Annotated in this window: 26 protein-coding genes; 2 read left to right on the forward strand and 24 right to left on the reverse strand. The window is 33.6% G+C overall.

All coding sequences use genetic code 11. The features are described from left to right. Nucleotides 1-176 precede the first annotated feature (176 nt). On the reverse strand, nucleotides 177-530 hold the full coding sequence (locus tag R2S10_RS15635) for a hypothetical protein (protein WP_316841357.1): 354 nt from the start codon (nucleotides 528-530) through the stop codon (nucleotides 177-179). A gap of 91 nt (nucleotides 531-621) precedes the next feature. Here R2S10_RS15635 and R2S10_RS15640 point away from each other — a divergent pair, with 91 nt between their 5' ends. Beyond that, nucleotides 622-1,296, forward strand: a complete 675-nt coding sequence (locus R2S10_RS15640; protein WP_316841358.1) for a hypothetical protein — start codon at nucleotides 622-624, stop codon at nucleotides 1,294-1,296. Nucleotides 1,297-1,522: 226 nt separating this feature from the next. Here the strand turns inward: R2S10_RS15640 and R2S10_RS15645 are convergent, their stop codons facing one another. From R2S10_RS15645 to R2S10_RS15715, 15 genes are all read right to left on the reverse strand, one after another. Then, nucleotides 1,523-1,927, reverse strand: a complete 405-nt coding sequence (locus tag R2S10_RS15645) for a hypothetical protein (protein WP_316841359.1) — start codon at nucleotides 1,925-1,927, stop codon at nucleotides 1,523-1,525. Beyond that, nucleotides 1,908-2,360 carry a hypothetical protein gene (locus R2S10_RS15650; RefSeq protein ID WP_316841360.1) on the reverse strand — a complete coding sequence of 151 codons (453 nt, stop codon included), beginning with the start codon at nucleotides 2,358-2,360 and terminating at the stop codon, nucleotides 1,908-1,910. The genes R2S10_RS15645 and R2S10_RS15650 overlap by 20 nt, the downstream gene beginning before the upstream one ends. A 2-nt stretch (nucleotides 2,361-2,362) precedes the next feature. Next, nucleotides 2,363-2,926, reverse strand: a complete 564-nt coding sequence (locus R2S10_RS15655) for an N-acetylmuramidase domain-containing protein (protein ID WP_316841361.1) — start codon at nucleotides 2,924-2,926, stop codon at nucleotides 2,363-2,365. An 836-nt stretch (nucleotides 2,927-3,762) separates the two neighbouring features. Continuing rightward, nucleotides 3,763-4,299, reverse strand: a complete 537-nt coding sequence (locus tag R2S10_RS15660; RefSeq protein WP_316841362.1) for a hypothetical protein — start codon at nucleotides 4,297-4,299, stop codon at nucleotides 3,763-3,765. Next, nucleotides 4,299-5,531, reverse strand: a complete 1,233-nt coding sequence (locus R2S10_RS15665; protein ID WP_316841363.1) for a hypothetical protein — start codon at nucleotides 5,529-5,531, stop codon at nucleotides 4,299-4,301. The genes R2S10_RS15660 and R2S10_RS15665 overlap by 1 nt, the downstream gene beginning before the upstream one ends. A gap of 1 nt (nucleotide 5,532) precedes the next feature. Further along, nucleotides 5,533-6,024 (reverse strand): hypothetical protein, encoded by a 492-nt coding sequence (locus R2S10_RS15670; RefSeq protein ID WP_316841364.1) that lies wholly within the window; start codon nucleotides 6,022-6,024, stop codon nucleotides 5,533-5,535. Nucleotide 6,025: 1 nt separating this feature from the next. Next, nucleotides 6,026-6,574 carry a hypothetical protein gene (locus tag R2S10_RS15675; protein WP_316841365.1) on the reverse strand — a complete coding sequence of 183 codons (549 nt, stop codon included), beginning with the start codon at nucleotides 6,572-6,574 and terminating at the stop codon, nucleotides 6,026-6,028. Beyond that, nucleotides 6,574-8,403, reverse strand: a complete 1,830-nt coding sequence (locus R2S10_RS15680) for a hypothetical protein (RefSeq protein WP_316841366.1) — start codon at nucleotides 8,401-8,403, stop codon at nucleotides 6,574-6,576. Before R2S10_RS15680 ends, R2S10_RS15675 begins: the two co-directional genes overlap by 1 nt. Then, nucleotides 8,393-8,722: a hypothetical protein gene (locus tag R2S10_RS15685; protein ID WP_316841367.1), complete on the reverse strand. Its 330-nt coding sequence runs from the start codon at nucleotides 8,720-8,722 to the stop codon at nucleotides 8,393-8,395. The genes R2S10_RS15680 and R2S10_RS15685 overlap by 11 nt, the downstream gene beginning before the upstream one ends. 107 nt (nucleotides 8,723-8,829) lie before the next feature. Further along, the gene (locus R2S10_RS15690) at nucleotides 8,830-9,372 is read right to left on the reverse strand and encodes a hypothetical protein (RefSeq protein WP_316841368.1); all 543 of its coding nucleotides are present in this window, start codon (nucleotides 9,370-9,372) and stop codon (nucleotides 8,830-8,832) included. 92 nt (nucleotides 9,373-9,464) lie between these two features. Next, nucleotides 9,465-10,373 (reverse strand): hypothetical protein, encoded by a 909-nt coding sequence (locus R2S10_RS15695; RefSeq protein WP_316841369.1) that lies wholly within the window; start codon nucleotides 10,371-10,373, stop codon nucleotides 9,465-9,467. Between the two features lie 52 nt (nucleotides 10,374-10,425). Beyond that, the gene (locus tag R2S10_RS15700) at nucleotides 10,426-11,004 is read right to left on the reverse strand and encodes a hypothetical protein (RefSeq protein WP_316841370.1); all 579 of its coding nucleotides are present in this window, start codon (nucleotides 11,002-11,004) and stop codon (nucleotides 10,426-10,428) included. A 2-nt stretch (nucleotides 11,005-11,006) separates the two neighbouring features. Further along, on the reverse strand, nucleotides 11,007-11,609 hold the full coding sequence (locus R2S10_RS15705; protein ID WP_316841371.1) for an XkdF-like putative serine protease domain-containing protein: 603 nt from the start codon (nucleotides 11,607-11,609) through the stop codon (nucleotides 11,007-11,009). Between the two features lie 81 nt (nucleotides 11,610-11,690). Continuing rightward, a complete protein-coding gene (locus R2S10_RS15710; protein ID WP_316841372.1) occupies nucleotides 11,691-14,180 on the reverse strand; it encodes a hypothetical protein in 2,490 nt (829 codons plus the stop codon). A 25-nt stretch (nucleotides 14,181-14,205) separates the two neighbouring features. Continuing rightward, nucleotides 14,206-16,467: a hypothetical protein gene (locus tag R2S10_RS15715; RefSeq protein WP_316841373.1), complete on the reverse strand. Its 2,262-nt coding sequence runs from the start codon at nucleotides 16,465-16,467 to the stop codon at nucleotides 14,206-14,208. Nucleotides 16,468-16,534: 67 nt separating this feature from the next. Here R2S10_RS15715 and R2S10_RS15720 point away from each other — a divergent pair, with 67 nt between their 5' ends. Continuing rightward, nucleotides 16,535-16,762: a hypothetical protein gene (locus R2S10_RS15720; protein WP_316841374.1), complete on the forward strand. Its 228-nt coding sequence runs from the start codon at nucleotides 16,535-16,537 to the stop codon at nucleotides 16,760-16,762. 62 nt (nucleotides 16,763-16,824) lie between these two features. On the opposite strand, the gene R2S10_RS15725 is transcribed toward R2S10_RS15720, so the two are convergent. The 8 genes from R2S10_RS15725 to R2S10_RS15760 form a co-directional block, all read right to left on the reverse strand. Continuing rightward, nucleotides 16,825-17,925 carry a hypothetical protein gene (locus R2S10_RS15725; protein ID WP_316841375.1) on the reverse strand — a complete coding sequence of 367 codons (1,101 nt, stop codon included), beginning with the start codon at nucleotides 17,923-17,925 and terminating at the stop codon, nucleotides 16,825-16,827. Between the two features lie 70 nt (nucleotides 17,926-17,995). Continuing rightward, nucleotides 17,996-21,187: a shufflon system plasmid conjugative transfer pilus tip adhesin PilV gene (pilV, locus tag R2S10_RS15730; protein ID WP_316841376.1), complete on the reverse strand. Its 3,192-nt coding sequence runs from the start codon at nucleotides 21,185-21,187 to the stop codon at nucleotides 17,996-17,998. Further along, on the reverse strand, nucleotides 21,187-22,488 hold the full coding sequence (locus tag R2S10_RS15735) for a hypothetical protein (RefSeq protein ID WP_316841377.1): 1,302 nt from the start codon (nucleotides 22,486-22,488) through the stop codon (nucleotides 21,187-21,189). The genes pilV and R2S10_RS15735 overlap by 1 nt, the downstream gene beginning before the upstream one ends. A gap of 109 nt (nucleotides 22,489-22,597) precedes the next feature. Beyond that, the gene (locus R2S10_RS15740; RefSeq protein ID WP_316841378.1) at nucleotides 22,598-23,068 is read right to left on the reverse strand and encodes a hypothetical protein; all 471 of its coding nucleotides are present in this window, start codon (nucleotides 23,066-23,068) and stop codon (nucleotides 22,598-22,600) included. A 319-nt stretch (nucleotides 23,069-23,387) separates the two neighbouring features. Then, entirely contained in the window at nucleotides 23,388-24,014 is a 627-nt protein-coding gene (locus R2S10_RS15745) for a hypothetical protein (protein WP_316841379.1), read from the reverse strand. A 158-nt stretch (nucleotides 24,015-24,172) separates the two neighbouring features. After that, a complete protein-coding gene (locus tag R2S10_RS15750) occupies nucleotides 24,173-24,742 on the reverse strand; it encodes a hypothetical protein (RefSeq protein WP_316841380.1) in 570 nt (189 codons plus the stop codon). 1 nt (nucleotide 24,743) lies between these two features. Then, entirely contained in the window at nucleotides 24,744-25,988 is a 1,245-nt protein-coding gene (locus R2S10_RS15755; RefSeq protein WP_316841381.1) for a phage terminase large subunit, read from the reverse strand. Next, nucleotides 25,985-26,290, reverse strand: a complete 306-nt coding sequence (locus R2S10_RS15760; protein WP_316841382.1) for a hypothetical protein — start codon at nucleotides 26,288-26,290, stop codon at nucleotides 25,985-25,987. The genes R2S10_RS15755 and R2S10_RS15760 overlap by 4 nt, the downstream gene beginning before the upstream one ends. Nucleotides 26,291-26,426: the final 136 nt, after the last annotated feature.

Consider the following 26,426-nt stretch of genomic DNA (forward strand, 5'->3'; position numbering starts at 1 on the left):
CCTACATTAAGAATTAATGCTAGGACAAACGTATGAAAATCTGTAATTTATCCAAAAATATATTCAAATATATTTAAACAAGGTTTTGGTAGCATTTGTAGAAAAAATACCCCCTCTCAAATACCATTTAGAAGCGGTTTTTTTATACATTTTCTACAGATTTTCTACAAAAGAACCTACAATTTGTTCCCCTCAACATCAATATACTTTATTAATTGGATGCCAGCAATTTGGAAGTGAAAAGCAACCTCCGCTGGTGCGAGACTATTCATCATCATAAAAGTACTTACCCTTGGTACAAGCTTTCCTAATAGGCCATTTGTATATCCCTTAATATTACCATCAATAAATTTCTTCTGGTATTCCTCTGTTAGCAGGTTGAGATTAACCAGAATCACTTCCCCTTTCCACCTGATGATTGTTGCGTAGTCGGTTGTATAACTACGTAGGTATTTATTCCCCCTAACAAAACCACATAGCGACTTATTCAAATTATCCTCTTGTTCTTCTGTCAATTTCAGCTTTTCCATAACAAACCAAAATTACTAAAAATATTAGTAAACAAACAAGACTTTGCAATACCAATTTATTTTGAACACCTTTAGGTTTTAATCAAAAAACATGAACGCTCTAAAACCAATTCACTACATTTCATTTATAATAAGCTTATTATTAGGCTTCTTTCTAATCAAAGGGTATCCAAATTACGGGGAATTAACAGTATTCCCATTTTCAGCAAATGTGTGGGGAACATTTTCAGACATTGCAATTCTCTTAGTTACATCGGCAACATTATATTTTTTGTTTAGAAATCTACAAGCACAAAGTGAAACTCTCGATATACAAAGGCAGGCGTTAATCGAACAAAAAGGTGAAAAAGATATATACAAATTACAAATTAGACCTGATATTGAGGTTTCTGAAATGAAACAAATTAGCGATAAACCATCCGTTTCAGGTGGCCCACTTATAGATAGAAAATTTCAGTTAACCCTAGAAATTATTGATGCTGGTATGCGCAGTTGTAAACCTTTAGAATTTAGTGCAACAGACATATTTATCACACCTCAGCTACAATATGATAAAGCCAAAAATTATTCTATAGGACATAAAATTATTATTACCTTGGAATTCCAGAATGTTGACCCTAGACCTCAATCTTTTTATTCCCCTAAAGAATTGATTTTAGATTTTCATTTTACTGATACATTAGGTAATGCTTATTCAAAGAAAATCAATCTTAATAGTAATGGTATAAATCATTTAGAACCTCCTATTGCAATACCCGCCAACTAAAATGGAAACACTAAGGAGTTTATGTGCAATTGCACTAATAATTTTCTGTTTATACCTTTTAAATGAATTCTCAGTTCATGTAATTAGTCCAATTTTTGATTTAATTGGAATTATCCTCTCTATACTCTTCTGGTACGTCTTACCCGCAATTTTAGGTATTTTACTTATAATGTTTATAATTGCTTGGGTATGGGGGAAGATAAGGGACTTAAAAAAAAAATCAAAATTACTTAGACCAAGACCTACAGCTGTAAAAAACAACTAAACCAATAACCACCAGCACAACGAAAAGAATCAGGGAAAAATTAACTGTTACAGATTCCTTATCAATCTTCTTATCTAAGGTTTTTACCTCATTTTTGACTTCTTCATCCTTTCTCACACTACCTTTACTTACCCCATTATAAGAGCCTTTAACCACTTCATTTATCTTTGCTGACATTGGCCTTCCTAAACTATCATAATCGATTACATAAGCCCTGTTGATGGTTATTTGACCGTTAATGCTATCTATATAATTACTGTCAATGCGGGTGATAGAATGAGTCTTAATTTCCTGCAAATGTATATCCTTTTTGACCTTACAACTAAATAGGATTAAAATCAAAAAACTATAAAGTAGGCTTTTCATCGTCTTTTTTTGTTATGATTTTCGCTGACAGCGATTGAAACATACTATTTAAAATCTCAGTAGTTTTTGTCGCAATGGCTAATCCGGTAAGCTTTTCAATATTCACTATGATTTGAGATAAAAGAGCGAAGATTGGGATACTTGCGAGTAACTTGAATGCGGTGAAAGTCTCCTGTAAAAACGCCACCTGAAAATAATGGATACTTAGTAGAAAGATGAAAAATAGGGTTACGTCTTGCATTACCTTACTTAAAAAGGATTTAACATTAATATTCTCTTTTCCTCTGATTTTCAACCACAATGAGGTTGTCGCGTCCATAAAAATGAGGAACAGTAGTAAATATGCGGTCTGTTGTGCCGGTTCGAAGAATACCAGAAATAACGCAAGGATTTTTATAAACCACGCTTTAAGAGTGAAAATTGATTCTAACATCTTTAAGCTGAGTATTTCTTATAAGCCTTTTCCAAGGTAATATTGTAAGGTTCACGTCCTATTTTTTTAGCTAATTCCAAATAACCAGCTCCATTATAAAGACAGGCTACAATGTGCCAATCAAGATTTTTAAGAGCTGTTAGCAGTCTTTTATCTGTGGCAATGAACCTTGCCATTTGTACTACTTGCTGTAGTTCTCCCCTCTTAGCATCATCCCACATTTCGCCAACAGATTTATATCCTAATCTGGAATAATGAAAACCCATGATTTGACCTAATCCAATACTGGTACTTTCCATAGCACCATTTGCGTTAATAGAAAAAGCATCATTAAATGCAACCCATTCTTTAGACTGTCTTTCAACTCCATTAACAGACCACGCCCCACTTGGTGCAAAAGGCACTTTGCGTTTAAACCAAGAAGGTTCAAATTGGATAATGATTTTACCCGTATCAGAAGCAAATCCTTTTCCTCCTGATTCAACTTCAATGAACGCTATTAGCGCACTATATTCAACCCCTATTGATGTAGCTACTTTCTTTATTTCTTCCTTTCCTAAAATCATTACCTAATTCGTTTTTTAGGTATTGAAATTTTGGTATCAAAAGGGTTTTATTGAAATCTAAAAGGACTTCAAATTAAAAATTGTGATAGCAGAATCCATCTAAATAAACAGAATTCCCTCAGTTTTGCTATCATTCAAATCTGAATTCAAATATTTTTTAAAATATTTTTTAAAATTTATTCACATCTATTTTTAAACTTTTGTCCAAAAAAAAAGAGCTTCACCGTTAGGTGAAACTCTTAAAAAATCTTGGTTTAAACCAAAATTTCAGGCTTTTACATAATGTAAGGTATCGGCAGTAGTTTGAGAACTATCAACAACCAGTGGAAAAACTCTAATATGAGTACAAGCACTGTTAGCATTTTCTCCCACTCCAACGTTTGGGTATTCCCTTGGTTATACCTAATTTTGAATGGTAATGAGATTGAAAGCACTAAAGTGCCTGAACTCATTGTTTCTGTTTTTAATAAATTTTTCATCGTAATGGATTATATGTTAATTAACAGAGCTTAGTGAATGGGTTAATATTTCGAGTATTAATCCATTCTTTATTTCTAAGGATTCCGTTCTACAAATATAAAGTATGCTATCAGTATATGCTGTAATCACTTTTCAACATTATTACCGCATTCATCAGATTAATACATTTAACAGCTAGATTTTCATGTCAACTTTCAGGTAAAAATGGGTCTAGACCATACACACCCAAATGATGCTTAAAGGCTGTTTTTTGCTCAAAAATTTTCCAATTGGATTTGAAAGTATATTTTGATGATTAAATGTGGATAACTCATTTAGAAACAGATTTTTGTTTTCCTTTAAAAGAAATAAAACAGTTAATCCTTCACCATTCCGCTTACAAACACATCATCTAAATACTCACCGGGGTCTGTACTCACCTTGGGATAAAGCTTTTCTTGAAGTTGAGGTACTGGTGCTTGGATTGGTAACCAACTTAAAGTATCATCTATTGAATATTCGAAATAAACGAAACTGCCATCACATCTTACACGCTCATAACTTCCCACTGGTACATAATCACCTAGTTTTTCGACATTGTTTTGCCACGTTCCAACTAAACCACCATTGCCCCTCCATACCGCATAATCGAGGGCATTATACGGGTCACTATTTTCAAGTCTATCTAATCCGAAAATGGTAACGAACGATTTCCCCCTTATTTCACCAACACCTCCAACAGGTATATAAGATGGAGAATAAGCTCTGGCATCACCATCTAAAGGTCTGAAATCATTACCATTAATAATTTCCATTCTGGTTAAAACCCAGTCATTAAGGATTACTAAACCTGTTGGTGGTGTTATTACTGCTGGTGCAGATTTTGAAATAATTCCGTGAATAGCACTTATCATTAGCTTAAATCTCCTATAACAGCCCAAATATTGGTAGCTTTTTTAATCAGGGTAACAGTTGAATACTGACCTGTAATTTTAGTTTTACCACCTACACTATTGATTGTTACCCCTGATGCAGGTGTTATTGTCGTTACTCCTACACCTTCAGCATACACTATTATTTGCGAACCTATTGGAAGTGCAACTGTGGCATTAGTTGGTATAGTAAGGGTGTTTGCACCTGCCATATTCATTGTTATCATCTTCCCATTATCAGCTAAGACCAATGTGTAATTAGCCGTTTTTGAAGAAATAGATAAAGATAAATCAGCTTTTAAAGCTACTGCTGTATTCAATGTTGTAGTTGATACAGCATCAGTGATACCGTATCCGGCAACTGTCGTTGGCTTACTTTGAATATTTGCAAACGTAACACCTGAAATATATCCTTTACCTGTTACCCACGCTTCGGTAGCATATCCTGTTAAAGATGGAATAGAAGGTTTATTTATTAACGAATTATAGTCACCATTGAAGATAGTAGTACCTGTTGAAAGATATTTACTATCACTTTCAATTTTGCTATAAGCGTCAACCAATGATGGTTTACCCGAAAGGTCGGAGTATACCCCACTAAATAGTGTTGGTTTGTTGATTAAACTTGAATAATCAAAATTTTGTGTAAAACCAGTAATGAAGCCTTTGTTACTTATCCATTCTTCCGTTGCATAACCGGATAATGAAGGAATAGTAGGTAAACCTATAAGGTCTGAATAAGCACCGGAAAATAATTGAGGCTTATCGGCTATAATATTCCAACTTACAGAAGTAAGATATCCTTTATCTTCAACCCATGCTTCGGTTGAATATCCTGTTAAAGAAGGTATCACAGGTTTATTCGAAATCATTGACCAGTCTACGACTGTCAAATAATCACCTTTAACCTGATATTTAGTATCTGATTCTGTCTTAGTAAAATAATCAGTTAAATCAACACCAGTAAGATTTTGAATTAGTTGATTTAGTCTAAAATCTTCATCAATGAAAGCTTGTTTATCAACAGCATAATCGGTTTTATTGACTTTAGTCTGAAAACCAGCTTCAAATATTAACTCTGTCTGTAACCTAGCATCAGTCTCAGCTTCTAACTCCGTTCTATCTGCTTTTGAATTGATAGCCTGTTTAAAAAGATTAAATTCCCCTGCACTATGGCTATCTCCTGTATTTTTGTCTTGTATATTAATGTTCATTTTAGTCTAAATTGTAAGGGAATTGATAGGTAAAAGCCCTATTTGCGTTAATTGGTGGTACTTCATCTGACTCTAATGGCAGAACACAAATATTCTGGCTTCGTATTACACCTAATTGGATATTGAAAGTAATCCCGCTTATGCGGTCACCATCACCATCTTCAAATTTTTGAATGTTAGAGCTTTTATTAAAAATTACCCCATTTACATCTGCCATATATGTATAGAAGTCTTCTGCAATTGTTAGACAATCGGAAAAGATGTTATTCTCATTATCATGCGCTTCATTCAATAAGTCACCAATAGTGATACTGAAATTGAAATTCATTATTTTACCGTTGATGCCAGAATTGATAAACTCATAGTTTACAGCAAAATATTCCTTATCCCTCTTGGCGATAAAATCCTTTGCATTACCATTCATTATAGTATTCACCTGTAAATGACTATCAAAGAAGTCATTTATAATAAAGCTTACTTGGTTCAGGTTCATATTATAAATATTTATTTTTACCAGAATTTCTATAATAGAAATCATCAAAATTATTTGAATCCAAATACCAGCCTATACCTGTGGTTTTCTTTAAGTCAGCATCTGGCGCTGTTATATCCTCATCACATTTGATAAATTCCTTTAAGTTGTTTTCGGCAACATTCTTTTTATTATCATAGAAGTTTTTAAAATACTCCAATTCATCAGCACTAAGGGCACTAGCGTTATTATCAGACAGTTTAAGTACACCTTTATTTGAAAGCTTGTAACTATTCAATACAATGAATTCAGTCAGCGTAGAAGCTTGTAAATAGGGTTGCACGTAGTCAAAAAGCAACTCAGATGATGATTCAGAGATAATGTAAGCTTCATCATCATTTTTCATTTTAGCTTCTTTCAATAACTCTGTGTATAATGTCTTCCCTAATATATTTTTTAGCAGATTCTTCTGGATATCCCAGATAATCGTATTCAGCACTTTACCACTCGCATTTAGCTCAATAGCACTGTTTTCTTTGATATATTTTTCGTCAATTAGTAATAATTTCATTATTTATTCCCTTTCTTTCTAGCTACCTTATATGCAGTCCATTGATGTCTACAGTAAGGTGTATGTTCACCTGTGGTAGAATTAGTGTAGTAGCCACCAGTGAATTTAAAAATGTCATATCCGAAAATATCTGACATTGACTGAATCTCAGCCCTTGAATAATACTTATCATTTTCAACTACCTTCCTACAAAATTGTCTGCTAGTGTCAATTAAAATTTCCCCCTCAATATTCTTCCTTTTTTCATACTTGTACATCACTTGTATTTCCCTACTATCTGGAATATCCGGTGCATTTACTGGTACAACTTTTATTCTATTTTCTTTACCAGCAACATCAGTTACTTTAATTAATCCTGAATCCTGTAGCTTAGTAAGAGTTTCTTTTAGCTCTTTAACATCAGTCTCAATATCTTCTTCGGCAAGTCTGGCTACTATCTCTTCATAAGTCAGATTTTTAACATCATTTTCAATTAAATAAGTAGCAATGTCATCTTCTTTAGAAAATTTAAATTCCTGTACAATTTCAAATTCATCTGATGATAACCCTAAATCTTTTATTTTATCATAATCTTCCTCAGTCAACTCTGTCTTCACTAATTCATCTTTGGAAAAATGACTGCAAAAATGAGCAGGTGCAGAACCAGCGGACATCTGAGAAATAAGCTTACTACCTGAACCGTCAGGTAATGGTTTTAATCCGTCTATACTTCTGAGTTCATCAATAGTGTAAACCTTCTCTTTGGTAGCTAAATCTAATTGAGACATAAATAGAGCTTTATGCTTAAATTCAACCTGTACACCAAATAATTCAGCTAAAGCACTTTCTAACTGATTTCTTTTAGTCCTCAAATAAGAACCTGACCAGATTTCATAGGCATTTTCTAGTTCCTGACTACTACCAAGCTGACCAGCAGATTTAGCACCGAATAAAGCAGGTGAAGTAATTTGATGACCTTCATAAATGGCACTTTCAGTGGCATCTTTAATAGTTAAGAAAGCATCATTCCAGTCTCCACTTGAAATATTTTGAATTTCAGCGGACTTGCCGTTTGGAGTTTGAAAATCCAGCATGAATTTTCTACCATTTTCACCAGAAAAAGACTCTTCCAATTTCCTAGAAATACTACCTTTAATTTCAGGGTCAATATCTTCCCCCATGAAAAAGGTAATCAAAGTAGATACAGAAAAATGAGATTGAATTTGATTCAGATTAAAATCAATAATAGCAATATCCGTAGCTAATACTTTTTTCAGTGCAGTATATTCCGGCTCTGAGTATATGTTATTTAATGAAGGAATATATCCTTCATATAAATAAACTCTAGATTTTCCATCCGTGTAATTTTTCCCAGCTAAATATCTATCATAAGTGATAATATCCTTTCTTTTTGACCAATCTTCAGAATAAAAAATTGTGGTTTTTGACTTATTTAACCTGATTTTATTGAATGGTATGAAATTATATGCAATAGGTTGATTAAAAGCATTAAAATTAACTTCAATGGCAAAGGAATTAAAGATTAAATAATCCTTCACCAATTTATCTAAAAATAAGTCAATTGTATCGGATGCATTAGGCTTAATATCAAACTTCCTATTGGTCAATTTATTCGTCAACTGCTCACCAACTAAATGTATAGCCTTCTGGTTAATGATATTAGCGTGTATAGGAGACTTTTGATACAGTGACAATAGATAATCAGGATACAGGTTATCTTTACCCCAAATCACGTGCTTAGCATCGTCAATCGGAATAGTTTCTATAGCTAATGGTATGTGTATTTTAAAATTAAAAGTCGATAAATTATTACTTTTATTATTGCTCATATTTCAGTGTTATAAATTCGGTTTGTTCAGTTTTAATAACCTGAACTGGTACAGCTAAACCTTTTACAGTCGCAACACCATTTTTAATTGTAACACCGTCACCTATTAAGGAATAATTCAACTTTCCTACTTCAATTAATTCAACATCATTATTAGATAAACTAAACTCATAATATCTACGATTAGTTGATAAATCAAATACATTTATTGATGTTGAAACTTTGGAGAAATCACTATAGAAAAGAATTGAATAATTGAAATATTCACGCTCTTTAGTTATGATTAGTTTATTGATTTCATTTGTTTTATTAATGACCATTAGTGTTACTTTTTTTTAAGTATTGTAACACAGTCATCAAAAAGAAAACCCCTGACATAAATTAATATGCAAGGGGTTATAGAAGTAATAGAAATTACTTTTTATTTTTAAGCTATTGAGGTAGCCACGGTTGCAACATCAACTAATTGAATACCTGATTGAGATACACCACTAAACGTTAAATTATATCCAATATCATCGCCTTCTGCTAAACCTAAACCACCAGATAATGCTGATAATTTCATCAGCCCGTTTAATCCAACGGTGTAGAATTTACCAGTTCTGGATTTTACAATAACTGCTACTTCCTGACCTCTAACTGAGTCAACGAATTTTTTATTTTCAACGGTAATATCCGCTAATTTCAATGTTAACGTTTCGGTACTATAGTTAGTACCATTTTCATTAATCGTAAATTCTTCATTTAAACCAGTTGTATTTTTGATAATACCAATCTCAACAAATTTCTTTTCTGCACCTAAACCAATTGCATTAACGATACCATTAGTATCTACCGAATAACTAGCACCAGTACTTCCTGATACTGAAATTAAGTCATTTGCTGATACCATATATAATTTTTGAACACCGGCAATTAGTCCTTCAGAACCGCAATTTTTTACCAATGTTATTAAACTTGAACAAGCCATATTTTTTTATATTTATTTTTTATATTTTTTAATAAAAAAGGGTAAGTAAACTTTACCTACCCTTCTATTTTATTTATGTTAACTGTTTAAAATTATACAGTTGCTTTTCTTACATCTTCAGGGAAAATCACTGAGATACCTACTGAGAAATAAGTGTTTTGCTTGAAAATATTATCGTCTTTTGAGTACCACAAATCAAAATCAGTAGTCTCAGGGGAACCATTGAAAGCCAATTGTAAATTCTCTAATCTCAAAGCGTATACTTCACGTGTACCATTAAGGCCTGATGTAGGGAATAACTTGATTGAAGTACCAGCTAAAGTAGTATTACCATCTTCACGGAACATATTCTTATTCCATAGAGCTAATTTATATTCTTCAAAAATTGAATCTGAAATGAAGATATAAGCATCTTCTTTCAATCTATCAGTTTCCGGCATTGCCATATATAATGCTTGTAATTTCTCAATTACTGTTGCACCTGCTACAGTTGTTGCTGATACTGCTGATACTTGTTTTTTGATTCCGTCAAACTTATTAAGGTTTGCATTGGTAGCACCAGTTAAGGTGATATCACCTAAGAATAAAGCTTTCTCAACTGCTTCATTTACTAAAGCAATTTCTTTATCTAAAATTTGTTTAGTGATTGTACCATCAAGAATAGCCTGTTCAGGGTCATCGCCTTTAGCTAATGCCTGAGCCATATAAGTACCTTCTAGGTTCTTGTAGCAGATATCTTTATATACTGCTAATGATGCAACCTCTACATATTTTTCAGTAAATACTGTATCACCAATTGCTACACGACCACAACCTTGTTTTTGAAAAACTACGTCTGTAGATAATTTCAAAATAGGCGCTTTAGTAATTACACCAGCTTGAAAGTTTCCGCTTCCAATTAAACTTTTTGCTAACTTAGATTCTGTTACTGCTTTTGTTGCTAATTTAAATCCATCTTCTAATTTTACTTGCTCTGTTAGAGCGTTTGCGTTAAATGCCATTTTTATTATTTTATTTTTTTAGTATTGTTTTATGTATCGATAAATCGGTACACTATTTTTTAAGTGCATTAGCCAATTTTGCTAAGTCATCTTGCTTTTTATTTGTTGCTTTTGGGGTGTTATCCACTTTGGAGAATTCCACAGGGATTGAGGCTAATAATTTGAACGTATCATTCAATTCTTTAACCTGACTTTGGAAGTTCTGAACATCTTCCTTAGTTGCTGATTCTGGCTTATCTTTAAGTGCTTTAATCTCTTCTTTTAGGGCTTCAATCTCAGCTTTAAGTGCATCAATTTCTTCATTACCTTTATCCTCAACTGGTGCTTCTTCATCAGCTAATTCAACCACTTCTTCAGTAACTGTATCTTCAATTTCTTCACTTAAAATTTCAGAAATCTTACCTTCAGAAACTTTAAATCTAAAACCATCTGACAATTCATAATCACCATCTGGTGCAGGTACACTACCATCATTTTCACCTAACATTACATCTGCTCCAACCTCACGTGTTGATAATTGAATTAAGTCTTCACTATCTTTAAGATTAGCCACCTCAAACACTTGTTCAGATAAACTAAATTTCAATTGATGAAGAAACTTTTGTAATAGACTTTTTGTATCTTTTTTCATTCTTATTTTATTTTTTTTAGTATTGTATTTATTTCTTCAATAAGAGATACCACATCATTATCACCATCTTCTTCATTCTGAAATTTGTATTGAAATAAACCTTCAACTGAGAACCCAGCTTTTAATTCTTTAACTGCTTTAAATACATCTTCATCATCACATTTTACACCGATAACCCAAGTACCATTTGGTAAATCCAAGCCAATAGGTGACATCATATTTTTATCAGTATCAATTATGTAACTTTGAAATATATAGGCCTTAGCATCGGTTGATGTGTGTTCTATATTGAGATTATTCTGATAGCCATTTTTGAAAAATAACATTGAAGCTTTACGGATATCTTCAATTGAAAATTTCACATAATGGTCTTCTTTAATTACTTCATTAGCCTTTCTGAAAATTGGAATATTAGGTATCATAGCTGCACCTATTAATTCTTTCTTATCATCATCAACACTAAAGGATATTGATGTAGATTTATCTGAATTAAAAGCGAGAAATAATGATTCATGAGCAGGATTACCTGTAAGTGCGACTGCATTAACTAAAGCATCTGAGAACTCATCAATGCCTAGTTCATATATTTTTAATTTGTCTACCATTTTTCTTGGTATTGTTCCAAAAAAAAGACAATAAAAAACCCCCACCTAAATGAATAGATGAGGGTAAAAAAATTGAAATATTTAAAATTTATTTATGGAGTTTAAAAATGTGCTTTTTGCTCTTTCAGATTCTAAATCATTGTTACTTATGTATGCCTTAATTAAAGTAGGCTGTTCAGATACAGCGGATGCTGGATTATTAACAACTCTTACATCTTGTGTTGACTCACTTCTATTGGTCTGAGATGATGTTATAGTTGGAGCAGAAGCATTCGTTATTGAAGACATTGCAGAACCAGCAGAAGAAGCACCACCTGAACCACCAATATCAGCAATAGCTTTACGCCCTGCCATTAAAGAAGAAGCAATACCTAAACCAGCACTAACCGTATTAAGGGTTACAAAAGGTTGTCCCAAGGTGAGCGGAGAACTAGCAATAGCTTTCGCATTAGCTATATTGGTGTTCATCACAATCTTACCAATTGATGAAGCCTGCTCTGCAATAATTCCAGCAATGGTTAAAGCTTTATTTTTTTCTCCTAACTGTTTAAGAACCCCACCAAATTGACCTAACACATCCAGCTCGTTATTTCTAATGGCTTGCTTCGCTTCGGCTTCTGATTCAGCAATCTTTTTCCTTTTCTCAGCACCATCATTTTCAATCATCGTAACTTCAGTATCAAATTGAGCTTGAAGTAATTTCAATTGTTCATTTTGTCCAGCTAATTCTAACTTCTTTCTTTCAAATGTCTCTCTGGTAGCGGTTAGCTTTGCATCTTCAATATTAAAAATCTTTTGTGTAGCTACTTCAGGCGTGTCACCTTCATTGACAATATTTCCATTTTCAGCGTTTAATACATCAGCATCAGTAGATGCCTTGAAATTATCATCAGCTTCCTTTTTAAGCCTGTCTTCAGTTTCTTTTAATTTCTTTGCCGACTCTTCCAGTGACTTAACCCTAACAGCACTTAACTCTATTTCCTTAGCTTTTTCTAGCTCAATAGTAGACTGCTTATTTTTCTCAGCTAACTCTATTTCCTTTTGATATTTTAACTTAATATCATTTTCAGATTTTTCTAAAGCTGTTCTGGTACTATCATCAATTACCTTTTGAGCAGATGTTAAATTATCTTTTAAAGTCTTGTTCTCAGCATCTCTTGCTGTTTTCGCCTTATCAGCTAAAGCTTTTGCTGTGGCTACTGCTTTATCATTCTTAGCCTTTAATTTCTCCTGCTCCTTTTTGGCGTTATCATCTAGTCGCTTTACCTCTTTAAGGTCTTCAACCTCTTTTTTAATTTTAAGTTCCTTAAACTGCTTATACTCTTCTACATTTAACTTCCCTTCAACAGCAAGCTTTTTCCTAAGCATTTCCAATTCATTATTAGTACGCTTTTTCTTTAGTTCATAAATTTCAGTCTCTTTTCCACCCATGGCTTCCAACCTCTGAATCTGATAACCCATCATTTCATTGCTACGCTTTGAAGCTTCTGTAAATCGGTCTAATTCCCTCGTAGCATCACTTGTAATACCTACAAAATCAGTTACTGTATTTACTATTTTGGTAAAGAAGTCACCTACCATTTTCAAGCCGGGGATAAACTTTAATACAGCCTCCTTAATAGCATCAAAATTGGTCACAAGCATAGTAATAGCAGTTATAATTAACCCTATTCCAAGTGCTGATAAGCCCATTTTTAAGCCTTTTAAAGCTTTAGAACCAGTATTTGTTGCTACAACATTAGCTTCTGTTGCGGTTGTTAATGCATTTGTTTGTGCCGTTTGTGAAGTTGTAGCTGTATTTACACCCTGAGTAGCTGTTGTTACCCTTTGAGTAGCCACATCACGAGCGTGAAGCGCATCAGCATAGGCCGATTCCGCATCATTCAACTCATCTGCACCTGAAATACCAGCAGATTGCACTTCTTGTAAGGCAGTCTGAACAGCTATTCTAGCATTTTCCAATGCAATATTTGAAGCTATTAATTCATTATGAGCTAATGTTGCAACATTATTAGCGTTCGTAACGCTTATTTGAGCTTCCTGAACAGCAATTTGCTCTGATGTAGCTACTGTAATCAATCCAATTCTGGTTAAGAATGGGGTAAGGATATCAATAGAGTCTCCCCACACATCGATTAATCCAATAATTGCCTGAATACTCTGGAGCTTGGCAATGGATTCATTTGCATTTTCTGCTGATACACCAAAAAGTGTTAGCGCACCCGTCATACCACCTATTGCTGATGCTCCCAAACCAGCCACTTTTGCCAGACCTTGGAATTTATTTCCGGCATCCATTGCAGTAATTTCCCTATTTAAGACATCTTGCTGGTCTATAAGCTCAGCAATCGTAGCTACTGCATTTTGGTATTCCTGAGTATTCTGTCTACCTGCCTGAGCTAAGGCCATTGCTTGCTCACGTGCTTCTTTCAATTGAGCTTTGAAGCTTTTAGCCTGCTCAACGGGAACCTGAATTTTACCCAGCTCATTATTAACCTGAGCTACACCTGATGCTACAGATTCAGTGTCTGTGGTTACCCTTACTAGTATATTTCTTTCATTATCTGACATTACCTAATTCGTTTTCTAGGTATTGTTATATAGCAATCTTTTGTAGCTTTAAGTTTGTAGGGGAATCAGAAGAGGTATAACTTACTTCCAGTACTTTGAAATAAGCATATCCATTTGTACCTGTATCAATGAAGACTGGTATTTTCAGGTCTAAATTATTAATATCATTTGGCGTTAAATAAGCCTTACATTCAACATAAATTACATTTGGATTAGTTAGCTCAGTAATCTGGTTGATGTAATTATCATAAGAGTATTTTACATTGGAAGATTCAGATATTTCATCATATTTTTCATAGGGTTTATAGAAATGCAAATCGCCTACTACTTTCAAATCACTATCCAATAAATAACTATATGCTACACCAGCTTCAGTTTTTGTCTCATTAATACCAAATGAATAACTGTTATTCCCAGAATTATAAATATCATATCCAACCCAATATTTTTTAGTAGGGACTTTACCGTTATAATAAAGAAGTCTTAGATTATTTTTTACTGGTTCAATGCTGGCACCATTTAGTTTATAAATCATTGGAATATCAACAGGAAAATTACTGATTCTGACTGTTGGTGTAGCTGAGAACAACACTTCAACATCCTTCTTTTCAGTGATACCAGATGAATCAGTTAAGTTATAATCTCCAAAACCAATATTGTATTTTTTCTTATAATTATCATTCAGAAAATCACCATCAGTTTTGAACTTGAAATTATAATTTTTGGGAATGTCGATATTAGATTTAACGGTAAAAGAAGATGAATGATTGATTTTCTTTGTCCAGTCTATTGCATTACTTTTAAGTTCAGATATATCTGTAAGTGAATAGTAGTCATCATACTTTTCAAATATGATTTTCTTCTGGTCATCTTTATCAGCGTACACATAAAAATTAAACAACTTCCTGATTGAATTTAGAAAATCTAATTGCTTAGTTTCAGCAGGTAGTGTAGGTGTTATTTCATCACCAAATTTGTATTCAACTGTTCCCCTTGTCATATTTAATGAAGAAGAATTTATGTTAAAATAGTTGGATGCATTGGCAATTGATACATTATCAATAGATATTCTAAGGGCAAATTGTTCCGTCTCTTTTAATTCAACATCCTTAAATTCTAAATCAAATTTTATATTATTAAAAGTCAATGGTGATATATACTCACGACTCGTTTGGGCTATGACAGCGAATGATGTGTTATAATAAAAACTGTTATTATTATCAGAGTTACCTGTTACGTTCTTTGTATAACCACGTTTTACAAGCTGTAAGCTAATAATACATTTTGTTCCATTGGCTAATGGTGGAAATGTAGGTGCATAATTTAAATTAAAATCAACGTGTGCATTACCATCAAATTTAAAATTCGTAGTGACGTTGAAAAGTGAGTTATCGCAATGATTACGAGTCCATTCAGAATTGGCTGTAAAATACGAACTTGAATCATATCCATTGTATTTCAAATAGATAGTCTCATTTTTTGCATTAGTATCTTTCAATGTTCCATCACCGTATGGTTGACCGCTGGTCATTGAAAAATTATAAAAGTTCTCAATTTTAGTAACAGCTTCTTCATCGTTATTTAAGAGAATAAGCTTCTTAAAGGAATCTTTAAAAACATCATCTCCTTTAATTTCATATTTGAAACCTACATTTGAAAATATTCTTTTAAAGATTTCATTAACATACATAGCAGGTTTAAAATCCCTCCTGTTGTATACATAATTGTATGCATTAACATCATAATTTGATTTGAAATTAGTGCCATAATTTATTATTGGATATACATACCTCTCACCTTTTACAGCATCCCAAGTATTATAAATATTAATGGAATTATATAAGTGCTTCATATCAGATAAATCCAAATCTGTTAATTTCAAATCACCTATAAGACTGTTAAATTGAATAACGTCACCTGTTATGATACAATCGTAGGTAATATTACCATTAACATCAGTAGTGGTCTGTATCAATCTTAAACTACCTCTGGTGATTAATACAGAATCTTCGTAAACTTTACAGTCAACTAAATTCTGTGGATTATAATTGTAAAATAAAAGATTAGTATTCAACTCATCTATATTTTTATTTAAGTGAAATGCATAACCAAAAGCATGATTATTTCTGGTTGTACCTTTGAATTTTAAATTTTTGGTTATGGTATCAGTCTTACTTGAAATATCTTTAATATCTGCAACAGAATATACCGTTGTAAAATCGATATCTTCAACATCTAATTCTGTATATTGATTGTTAGTTTTATCTTCTAAATAAATTTGAAACATAGTTTTTTATTTTATTTAGTATTGTATTTTATGTATGTTTGATACATACCTTAAAAAAATAAATAATATGGCACGTCCAAAATCAGTTTCAGCAGAAAAATCAATTGAAGTATTAATCGATAATAAAATTGAAAGAGTTAAAAACGAAATTGCAAAACTGCAAAAAGAGCTAGACCAACTTTCAGTTATTAAAGCGGATTATGATAAGAACAGAACCACGATTGAAACTATTTTAGGTCTTCAATCAGCTCCTGACTTGGCAGTACCAAGAAAAACTAGAGTAAGTAAAAAATAACCATAATCCAAGGGGGATTATAATGAAGGGGTAAAGGATTAATTTCCTCTTCCCTTTTTTTATTAGAAACAACTTCCAAATTCCTGAACAATTCCATTTGCTCCTATAGAAAGATATGAACCCATATCACTATAGAAACCTTGATTAGCAACGTTACTATAATAAGCGTCACGATACATAACTGTTTGACCTACTATTAAATCACCTTGGTGATATAAATAAATCCAAACAAGCGTAAAGTCATCACTCCAATGGCAAGCACCATAAGGGTCACCACCACCCATATATACATACATACTATTACTAGCTGGAGGCGTATTACAGAAGTTTCTTAATGTAAACTCACCACCTACTACATAATATGAATAGTAGTTGATTAAGTCTCCCGTTGGTCTATACCATCCGTCAATAATCGGTATTGTGAAAGCTTCATCTTTCCAAGCGTATATACCTGATGTCACGCTCTCACCTACTGGTAAGTTTTCTAGTTTATAAAAATCTTCTTGGAACATAAATATTTCAATCTCATTACCACTATTAGCACAGGCTGAGTTTGTATTTAACATGTTAGTACTAAACAATACATCAGAAGCATAGAATATTACAGGGTCTGAATAATACGTACCTTCGGGATTAACAATGTAACTACGTACCCTAATCTGGTCGTTGTATTTCGCACCTGCACCTATTAAGTCTTGTGAGGTTACAGTTTCTTTTGAATTGAAAGATGGATAAGTCCACCCCCCATCTAACCAAGCACCACCATTAACGCTAATCTGATAGCCTCTAGTTGAACCATCAAAATAAGAACTGGTTGATGTGCTTATTAGTCTAATCCTATTTGGATATGTTGTGAGAATATTATCAACCTTTGTAATACCTAAAGTATTCAATCCAGCATCATTAAATACTACGCCATCTTTATGCCTTGCATTACCAATTCGATTGGTGTTATGCATATTATAATTAAAGGTATTTGGATAACATATACCCGTAAACCCAACATCCCCATTTACATCTGTTGTCTGCAACAGGTCATCCAGATAAAATCTAGATTTCAAAATAGCGGTAGTATCGGTAGTTATTGCCCTTTGGTGTTGCACCAAAGAATTCATGAAACAATTAAAAGTGGGTATAAAATAAGCTGATTGCGGTGCTGGCATAGATTTCTTTTTTTAGGTATTGAGAAAAGAAGATTGAAAGATGCTGGCCTCACTTGAAGCCAACATATAGTTATGCAATCCAGATGCAACCATTTTCAACTACAGAAGGTGCTGATATTGGAATTATCATTTTAGTACTAGCTTTAACTTCTCCACCTGAGATACGACCATCAAAAAAAGCATTACCACTACTCAGAGCGATTGAAGCTTTAACAGTTCCAGCATTTCTAAATACTATACTATGGTCAGTACCGTACTTGGTATAGTATTGATAACCTATACCATACATACTTGCAATAGCATTCCAAGAAGAACCAATAGTCCAAATGATTTTATCAGTTGTTCCAGTTATTTCGTAATCTCCTGCAAGGCCTGTGAAATTATTTGATTTGAAACCAGCGTATTGACTAATGACTTCGGTACCTCTAATTTGATTATCAGCCCAAAATCCTTTACCATTGTAAACTCTAACCCAAGATGAATCACTCATATAAACACCACCACCGTAGGACTCATTCACCCAACCTGTAGCATCTTTACTTCTAAACCAATTAGAAGCACTCACCCCTCCTTGGTATCCTGCATCGTAACCAAAGATACCTCTAGAACCACTCAATGTACCGTTAACTTGCAAGCTACCTGCAACATATACTCCTGATTGAAAATTAAATCCGAAACTTGAAGCATAAGCATTGTGATAACTGGTGCCATCAAACCAAGATTCCGACCAAGCTCTTGTAGCTCCATCAGCGTACCTAAGCATGAATTGATGTAAAGTCTCCCCTCTGTTATCTGCTCTAGCTGCAACTGAGTTATCATTGTTATTGTAATGTATAGTTCTATCACCTGCTATTGTAATACTTCTATATGCTGTCGAGCCTCTACTTAATACTGCATCCCAAGTGTCTAAACTAGCGTCTGCAATCCTAGCACTATCAACTCTTACACCATAAGTTGATGAACCATTCCATCCCATCAATGATGGATAAGAAGGGCTCCAAGGTTGCTCTGCATTTGATTGATTATGTGCTGTTCCATTTGGTGCTGTTCCTTGTGAAGCATCAAAGATAACATGACCGTCACCATAATTTTTCCACCTTAATAGTTTTGCAACACCTATATCAGCAACTGCTGTCCCAACGTTTGTTGTTACTTCATTACCGTTGATTGAGTTTCTAAAAGTAAATGAACCAGTTGGAGTACCATTTATAGTGACTACATTCCCTAAAGGATTTATATCTAATGGTTGTCCTCCATGAGATTGAATAAAGTTTCTTCCCTCATGACTACCTATAGCGAAGTTTCCGTTTTGAACTGTAGACTTATCAGGAGCTACTCTTAAAAATGTATCTCTGGTATCATTCGCACCTAAACCTAACCAAGTTTTGAATTGAGTATCAACTCCTAACTTACCCTTACCATCTGAACCGTCAATTACTACGGGTGCAAATGTTGTTACCGAAGCATTGTTTAATTCAGCACTTCTACCACCCCAGTAAACAGCACTATTGACATTAAAATTAGAAGGATTATAAACTTTAGCGATTCCAGAAACAACAGAACCCCATACCCAAGTGGGTTGAGCACCACCATCCTGCCATTCAAAAGCCATTCTAGAAGAACCATTATCTACATTCCCTGCATACTCTGCTTTACCTGAAATATTGTTATTTAAAGTTGACCCGTTATTTGTGCCTACAAAATTTTGCATTCCAGCCTGTGTAATCAACCTAGCTTCATTCAATCCTGTTGTTCTTCCAAATATTAAATCGAATCCAGAACCATAAGCATTAGACTTATCAAAGTCATAACCATTCCATTGGCCTGAATTAAAAGATAGCGCAGATGTACCAGTAATGTTTATTCCCCAAGTACCTGTAGAATTGCTACCATTTTTTAAAGCGTAGGGTGATAAATCCACATCAAGCGTTATTGATTTATTTATCCATTGGTTAGTAGGGGTATCATACATCAGCACCTGCTTGTCTAAAATACTACCCAAGGTTACATCTTGTAAATCGTTAAGGTAACCTATAATAGGTGTGGGTTTACCACCTCCTGAACCTGTACCTACCCATATTGAGCCATCAGTTATTTCTGATGGTGCAGTAGTTGGTATGATTAATTGATTAGTTACTGATGTTTTACCTCCTAAAACGACTGGTAAAGATGTTGAATTTCCACGTGTTACCACTGAATTCAATGTCTCGCTGTTGATAGGTGTATAGTAAGTATCTCCTTGTGCTTTAGTTATCCAATTACCGTAGTTACCTAAATCATTTGTGAACTGAGATAAATTTGTAGGTTTAGATTGTACTTCTGACCATGAAGGCAACCAAGCAATAGTCTTATATCTGGCATCACTTTCAATAGCATTATATACTTCACTTTTTACATAAGCGTCCAAAATTCCAAAACCTGAAATTGAATTTGGCTTTCCTGTTATCTCAGCAAATGAATGTGTATGTGAAGATGGTGTAAAGGTTGAAGGTTTATCAGTTATTTCTGCCCATGAAGGTACCCATCCAATAGTTTTATACTTGGAATCACTCTGTGTTTTTGTATAAAAGTTACCAAAATCTACATCAATATTGATAGTCTTATTTATCCATTGACCAGAAGGAGTATCATACATCAACACCTGATTATTAAGAATACTACCTAAAGTAACATCAGCTAAATCATTTAGATAAGAAATAACAGGTGCCGGTGTAGAAGTACTTCCATTTGAACCTACCCATATATTACCATCAGAATTAACTGCTGGTGCAGTTGTTGGAATAATAAGCTCCTTTGATAAAGTAACCTTACCCGTCACAGTCATATCCTCAGCACTTATGTTACCACGCTTCAGTACTGAATCCAGTGTATCATATTCGCCTTTTATATATCCTTGATTCAGCACCCACGATTGAGTAATATATCCAGCAGGATTCTGTATCAATGGATAAAATAATGAATCTGCTTGGCCTTTATTATAATAATTTGAAAGGTCAACGTTACCCCCACCTGAACCGCCCGGATAAGATACAGAGAACAACACACCTTCATCATCGATTACCCATTTAATAAGGGTTAACTGATGAGGTAACTTATTTAATTTCACTTCCCCACGATACTTTAATTCAGATGGCAATATTAAATCATAACCACCAATTTCATCCTGTTCAATAAGTAATGTACCATTCTTTCCAGCAGTAAAATCTCCAATCTTTAGTGTTAGATTTTTATCTAAAATTAACTTTTTAAGAATATCAGCCATTATATAATTACCTCCCCATTATTACCTACCACATATTCAAATGCAGTAACCTGATTTAATATCCCACTTGGATAATTAAAGCCAACCATACCAACTCTATCTGGAAATTGCTGTGACTCATTCCATGATATATTAAGTCCTGACTCACAACTAAAATTGATAGTTAACTGTAAAGGACTATTTGAATATTTAGTGTTCTCAATCCTAATTGATGAATCATTTAACTGTACTGGTAATAACTTACCATCAGTCAATTCAACATAAACCTGCTTTGATTTAATTATGGTCGCTAACCACTTGTATTCATCATTAGTCAACCAGTCTGATACCACTGAGTAAGTACTCTTATCCGTTACATTGATTATCTGATTATCACTCTTAAAGATGTTATCATTGGAATTTGAATAATATCCTGACTGGTTAATATGATACGGATTAACCTTAATATTAGTCCTTTCAACTGATAATGTCTCTTTTGGATTCTGAAAAGTATAACTATCAATTCCTCCTATTTCATTCTTCCAGATTAGGTTGACAGGTTGAGCATTACATTGAAACTTATCAGCTACATAGGTTCTAATTTCTGATACTGGTGTTACTCCATTGAAGAGCTGAACAGTAAAATATTCCAAATCATTAACCTCAATATTATTACTAGTGAATGCACGTGGAGATACGTTGACACGTCCCATTATAGTACCTGTAGCAACAGCAAATTCTTTGGTAATAACATTACCTCCCTTGTAACCAAAGTTGAATACAGCGCTTGTAATTCGGTTGCTATGGCTAATGAAATAAAGATACTCCGTACCCCAGAATTTGATTGAAGACTTATCTGGTTTATGGGTTAAGAACTTACCTGTGTTAGAAGTGGTACACACCAGTTTAGTGTAGTCATAAGAATCAAATGATACACGTGGTACACTTCCATTAAATACATATCTAGATGGTATCGCAGGTTGTGGTGCCCATGATATATCACCATTACTATTTTTGGTATATTTAAAAATGTCTATCCTGTAATTAATAATGTCACCATTAAGACTTTCAATTATGGTATCATTCTTTTTAATAGTAGTCTTCACATAGTTCTGTAGAATTGAAGCCAAATTAATGAAGGCACCATTTCTATATGCTGGAGTGGGATAAATATTTAGAGATGAAATTTTCTGATAAGTAACTTCATCGTACAGATTTATTTTGTAGTAAACTAGGTTTACATTATCATCAGTGATTTGATAGATTATCTGGTTACCAGCTGGTGTATATAGTTCAGGTGTTTTTATAATATTTATAGCCATTGATTCTTTTTTTAGGTATTGTCATACCCGAACCAATTCTATCTTATACTATCAATAAAAAAGGTTAGAGCAATCACCCTAACCCTTATGAATTAAAAATTATCCTCTGTTATTCTTTAGGTATTACTACTGTTCTGCTTACAGTACTTGCTTCCCAAACGTCATCACTATTTTTAATCATCAAGACGACATAATCCTTTCTTCCAAAATTAATTTCGTATTCATGAATATCTCCCACAAAGTCAGCCATACTATATTTAGTAAATTCATCCAATGCAGATTCACGAATTTTGGAAATTTCAGTATCAGTTAAATTTCTAATCTCTAAATCATTAATAAAAATTAAAGCATGAGAGAGTAACTGTTGGGTTACATCATTGTCAATTGAAAGTTCCTCACCTCTGCCTGTAGTCACTTTAAAGTTATACCCATCAAAGTACACATGTATCAATTCAATGTCGAGATTAAAATCAGCTTTGAAATGAAAGTCTATTTGAATGGGATTTTTAGGATTAGCAATTGTTAAACATGCCATTGCTGGTCTTCTATCCAGTGTTGTAATTAATAAGTTGTAATTCATCTTTTATAATTGCGTTAAGTTTTTTAATATAAATTCAATATACTTAAAGTTGTTTAAAGATATTTTACAAAGTCATTAAAAACTACGATTTTAAGCATAGGATTTAGGTGATTGTGGTTACCATTTCTGTAGGGGACAACCGTATTGAGAATAAGCCTTCTTACTCAATGGGCACCCACATTCACCGCATAATGCTACACCTAATAATTCTTTCTTAAATGGGCATTCATTACATATACCTAACCTCTTATCTGCTAATTCCTTTTCTTCATCTGATGGATTGAAAGAAGTCATCCAACTATTAATTATATCTATCATCTTATCTCCTCACTTGATTAGCCTGTGGCTTTATGTTAATATTTTGCACCAATTGTTGGATGGCAAAACCTGTAATCTCATTCTCTAAATCTGATATTAAACTATCAATGTGTTTACTATAAATATGTCGTGGTTTAAAACCCTCTCTATATATTTTTGTACTGATTGCCCATGCAACTTGAAGCTGTTGTTCTTCTTCAGTGAGGTCTTTAAATTTTGATTCCTCACCTCCATAGGTTGCATTGTTCCTTAATTGGATATTCTTTGCTTTAATCCATGCTAAGAATACATCTACTGGAGGGCGTTTTTCCATATATGAGAAATGCGAATCTGGATACTGCTTAATAACCGCACCCTGTACACCCATATCTTGAAAGACTAAATGCTTTGGTGCCGTTACCACAACCTCATTACCTGTACTCTCTATTCTTATATCATTGATAGTACCACCACCATTCAAACCTTCTTCTTCAATTGATATATGTATCTTCTCAATGAAGTTCCCTAACACCTTTTCTACTGCTGTTAACTCAGATTCCTCAAATACTAAGTCATCTGGTGAGGTACCTAATGATGATAACCTAGATTCAAATTCTGCTTGTGCTTGCGCTTGTGATAATGTTGCCATTTATATATTTTTATAGTCGAATTCAGCTTTCATTAAAACTGATAATCCTGCTACCTCTAAAGCAGGTAATGCCATTACTAGTTGGAAAGTGGTGTTACAGTATAACGCTATCTCTTTTGCATTCCAATGCCAACCATACACCTTATTGTAATTTGCTTTTAGTTCTTTCTTCTCCAATTGAAAAGGGCTTTCAGTTGTTGTTTCACTAACTTCTTCATTGTTGATGTTTGCAAACGTTTCAGCGATTTCAGCTGTTGCTGTTTGTGCAAAAAAAAACCATGATACACTTCATCCATATTCATTTCAGCAATCTCATTTGGATCAGGGGAACCCTGATCTATAATAATCTTTATAATATCCGGTAAAGACTTTATCATATCATCCGTCTTTAATATTTGCATCAATGAGATATACTCATCATAGGTTAGCTTCTCTTTAGCCTTCCATTTATATATAGACTTATATTTCTTATCAAATACAGGAGGTTGTAAAATGAACTTCAATCTATTCACGATACTCACAACATAATTGAAATCAGCTCTTATATCAGCTTCATTTATATTTAGTAATACTGATGCTACCTTTATGAGATAGTCAGCTACAGCTAGTCCTTCATCATCAACCTCATCAATCAACTCAGATGTTAATTCGATAGATGTAACTGTTATATATTCATTCAACTTCAACTCACTCCATTGTGAGGGTAGTTTATTTATTTGTTCATTCATTTTAATATAGTCCCTTCCATTTGTTTACTCCATAGCCTACGTACTTACTTAAACCTTCATAGGCCAATGCTCCAGCTGTAACTTCATCATCATGAAGATTCACACCTATCTGATTCCCGAATTGTGCATTACCAGATTTGGTATATCTTATTTCATATATCTGCATCTCATCAGCTGTTGATTGTGGGTATTTAACCTTATCTCTCTCAACAGCTTCAATGTAGTTGTATATCAATTTGGCCTTATTCCCACCACCGAATTCAAACCCTTCAATGTAATGTCCTTTATTCCTTAACTGCTCATAGATAACTGAACCTGCACTAAATGCGGTACTATCAATAACCTTTAGTATGCCCTTTGGTAATGAGGCAATCTTATCTGTTTGGATAGAATAATCATCTATTCTCCAACTATCCAAATACGTACAGTTCCCAATTTTATCTATGCCATATACCACTGTTTTATCTGAATGTTCAGAACCACCCTTACTTATATCTATGCCATAGCAGACTGTTGGATTATTGGATAGTGTTGTAATAACATTACGGGTTATTGTTGCATTATCCCAAGGGCATGAAGCTGATGACAACACATTACATTCGTATTCCTGTTCATACTTCTTTAGGTTCTTTGCATTCTTCTTAATCTTTGCTAATGTCTCTGCTGGATAATATGGGTTAGCTGATGTAGGAAATTTAAAAGCTTCCCAATCTTCCATACCATTCTTAGCATCTAACCAGTACTTGTAAAAACCGTTGGTTGAATTAGGGGTGCTGATGATATATATCTGACCTCTAGGTTTAGCGCCAATCATAGGTTCAACTACATCAGCATACAGTGTCTCAAAGTCCAGATAGCCGGCTTCATCAATAATCACTAGTGTGTAAGTGTTATTTCCCCTTATAGCTGAATCATTATCAGCTGAATAAAATGAGATGTAGCAATCATTGATGAGGGTTATCATTAAATCAGTTTCATTTTTTGATTTAACTAACCCAGCATCATTCAATATCTTGAATATATCTCTGTAGAACTTCTTAGCTAACTTATAGAAGGGAGTTATATACATTACATTCTCACCCTTCAATTCATTATTAAGACCTATGAGGTAATCAATGCACTTATTGATGCAAAGACTGCTCTTCCCAAATTGCCTCCCACACATAGCAATAACCCTTGAAGCTTTACTATCATAGATTACCTGTTGTGCCGGGTGTAATAGCTGTAGATTTAATTGTACGTTCAACTGCCAGCCTTTCCATCCTTATCAGGTGTGGTATAGTTAACAGTTATATTAATCTTACCATCGTGCTTAATATCAGCATCAATCTTTTGGGCTGATAATGTTGGATAAGCAAACTTCATTATCTTCTCCAATATCATCCATTTAGATGTTGGAGACATAGTATCCAAATCAGCGTTTAATTCCCCAATACGTTGTTCTACTATCTTTGTGATAACCTCTTTTATATCCGCTGTTACCTTGTTTACCGTGCCTTTCTTCCTACCACCATTAACTGGTTTAGGTTTACCCTTTTCAAATGCCATTGTTGTTACATCATGCTATTTTAACATGCTTCCTCACATTGGTATTGGTACAAACTATTGAGAATACATCTAAAATTATCTCCACTATTTGTTAGAAAATACCATAACAAGCACACATTTATAAACCATAGCTTTG

The organism is Pedobacter gandavensis (assembly GCF_032678745.1).
GTDB lineage: Bacteria > Bacteroidota > Bacteroidia > Sphingobacteriales > Sphingobacteriaceae > Pedobacter > Pedobacter gandavensis_C.

Excerpts from the sequence above, each read along its gene's own strand:
- R2S10_RS15690 (WP_316841368.1), bottom strand. The coding sequence starts at position 9,372 with ATGGCTTGTTCAAGTTTAATAACATTGGTAAAAAATTGCGGTTCTGAA.
- R2S10_RS15695 (WP_316841369.1), bottom strand. The coding sequence starts at position 10,373 with ATGGCATTTAACGCAAACGCTCTAACAGAGCAAGTAAAATTAGAAGAT.
- R2S10_RS15735 (WP_316841377.1), bottom strand. The coding sequence starts at position 22,488 with ATGGCTATAAATATTATAAAAACACCTGAACTATATACACCAGCTGGT.
- R2S10_RS15640 (WP_316841358.1), top strand. The coding sequence starts at position 622 with ATGAACGCTCTAAAACCAATTCACTACATTTCATTTATAATAAGCTTA.
- R2S10_RS15660 (WP_316841362.1), bottom strand. The coding sequence starts at position 4,299 with ATGATAAGTGCTATTCACGGAATTATTTCAAAATCTGCACCAGCAGTA.
- R2S10_RS15705 (WP_316841371.1), bottom strand. The coding sequence starts at position 11,609 with ATGGTAGACAAATTAAAAATATATGAACTAGGCATTGATGAGTTCTCA.
- R2S10_RS15715 (WP_316841373.1), bottom strand. The coding sequence starts at position 16,467 with ATGTTTCAAATTTATTTAGAAGATAAAACTAACAATCAATATACAGAA.
- pilV (WP_316841376.1), bottom strand. The coding sequence starts at position 21,187 with ATGGCTGATATTCTTAAAAAGTTAATTTTAGATAAAAATCTAACACTA.
- R2S10_RS15720 (WP_316841374.1), top strand. The coding sequence starts at position 16,535 with ATGGCACGTCCAAAATCAGTTTCAGCAGAAAAATCAATTGAAGTATTA.
- R2S10_RS15745 (WP_316841379.1), bottom strand. The coding sequence starts at position 24,014 with ATGGCAACATTATCACAAGCGCAAGCACAAGCAGAATTTGAATCTAGG.
- R2S10_RS15645 (WP_316841359.1), bottom strand. The coding sequence starts at position 1,927 with ATGAAAAGCCTACTTTATAGTTTTTTGATTTTAATCCTATTTAGTTGT.
- R2S10_RS15680 (WP_316841366.1), bottom strand. The coding sequence starts at position 8,403 with ATGAGCAATAATAAAAGTAATAATTTATCGACTTTTAATTTTAAAATA.
- R2S10_RS15665 (WP_316841363.1), bottom strand. The coding sequence starts at position 5,531 with ATGAACATTAATATACAAGACAAAAATACAGGAGATAGCCATAGTGCA.
- R2S10_RS15670 (WP_316841364.1), bottom strand. The coding sequence starts at position 6,024 with ATGAACCTGAACCAAGTAAGCTTTATTATAAATGACTTCTTTGATAGT.
- R2S10_RS15750 (WP_316841380.1), bottom strand. The coding sequence starts at position 24,742 with ATGAATGAACAAATAAATAAACTACCCTCACAATGGAGTGAGTTGAAG.
- R2S10_RS15635 (WP_316841357.1), bottom strand. The coding sequence starts at position 530 with ATGGAAAAGCTGAAATTGACAGAAGAACAAGAGGATAATTTGAATAAG.
- R2S10_RS15700 (WP_316841370.1), bottom strand. The coding sequence starts at position 11,004 with ATGAAAAAAGATACAAAAAGTCTATTACAAAAGTTTCTTCATCAATTG.
- R2S10_RS15655 (WP_316841361.1), bottom strand. The coding sequence starts at position 2,926 with ATGATTTTAGGAAAGGAAGAAATAAAGAAAGTAGCTACATCAATAGGG.
- R2S10_RS15725 (WP_316841375.1), bottom strand. The coding sequence starts at position 17,925 with ATGCCAGCACCGCAATCAGCTTATTTTATACCCACTTTTAATTGTTTC.
- R2S10_RS15675 (WP_316841365.1), bottom strand. The coding sequence starts at position 6,574 with ATGAAATTATTACTAATTGACGAAAAATATATCAAAGAAAACAGTGCT.
- R2S10_RS15710 (WP_316841372.1), bottom strand. The coding sequence starts at position 14,180 with ATGTCAGATAATGAAAGAAATATACTAGTAAGGGTAACCACAGACACT.
- R2S10_RS15650 (WP_316841360.1), bottom strand. The coding sequence starts at position 2,360 with ATGTTAGAATCAATTTTCACTCTTAAAGCGTGGTTTATAAAAATCCTT.
- R2S10_RS15760 (WP_316841382.1), bottom strand. The coding sequence starts at position 26,290 with ATGGCATTTGAAAAGGGTAAACCTAAACCAGTTAATGGTGGTAGGAAG.
- R2S10_RS15740 (WP_316841378.1), bottom strand. The coding sequence starts at position 23,068 with ATGAATTACAACTTATTAATTACAACACTGGATAGAAGACCAGCAATG.
- R2S10_RS15685 (WP_316841367.1), bottom strand. The coding sequence starts at position 8,722 with ATGGTCATTAATAAAACAAATGAAATCAATAAACTAATCATAACTAAA.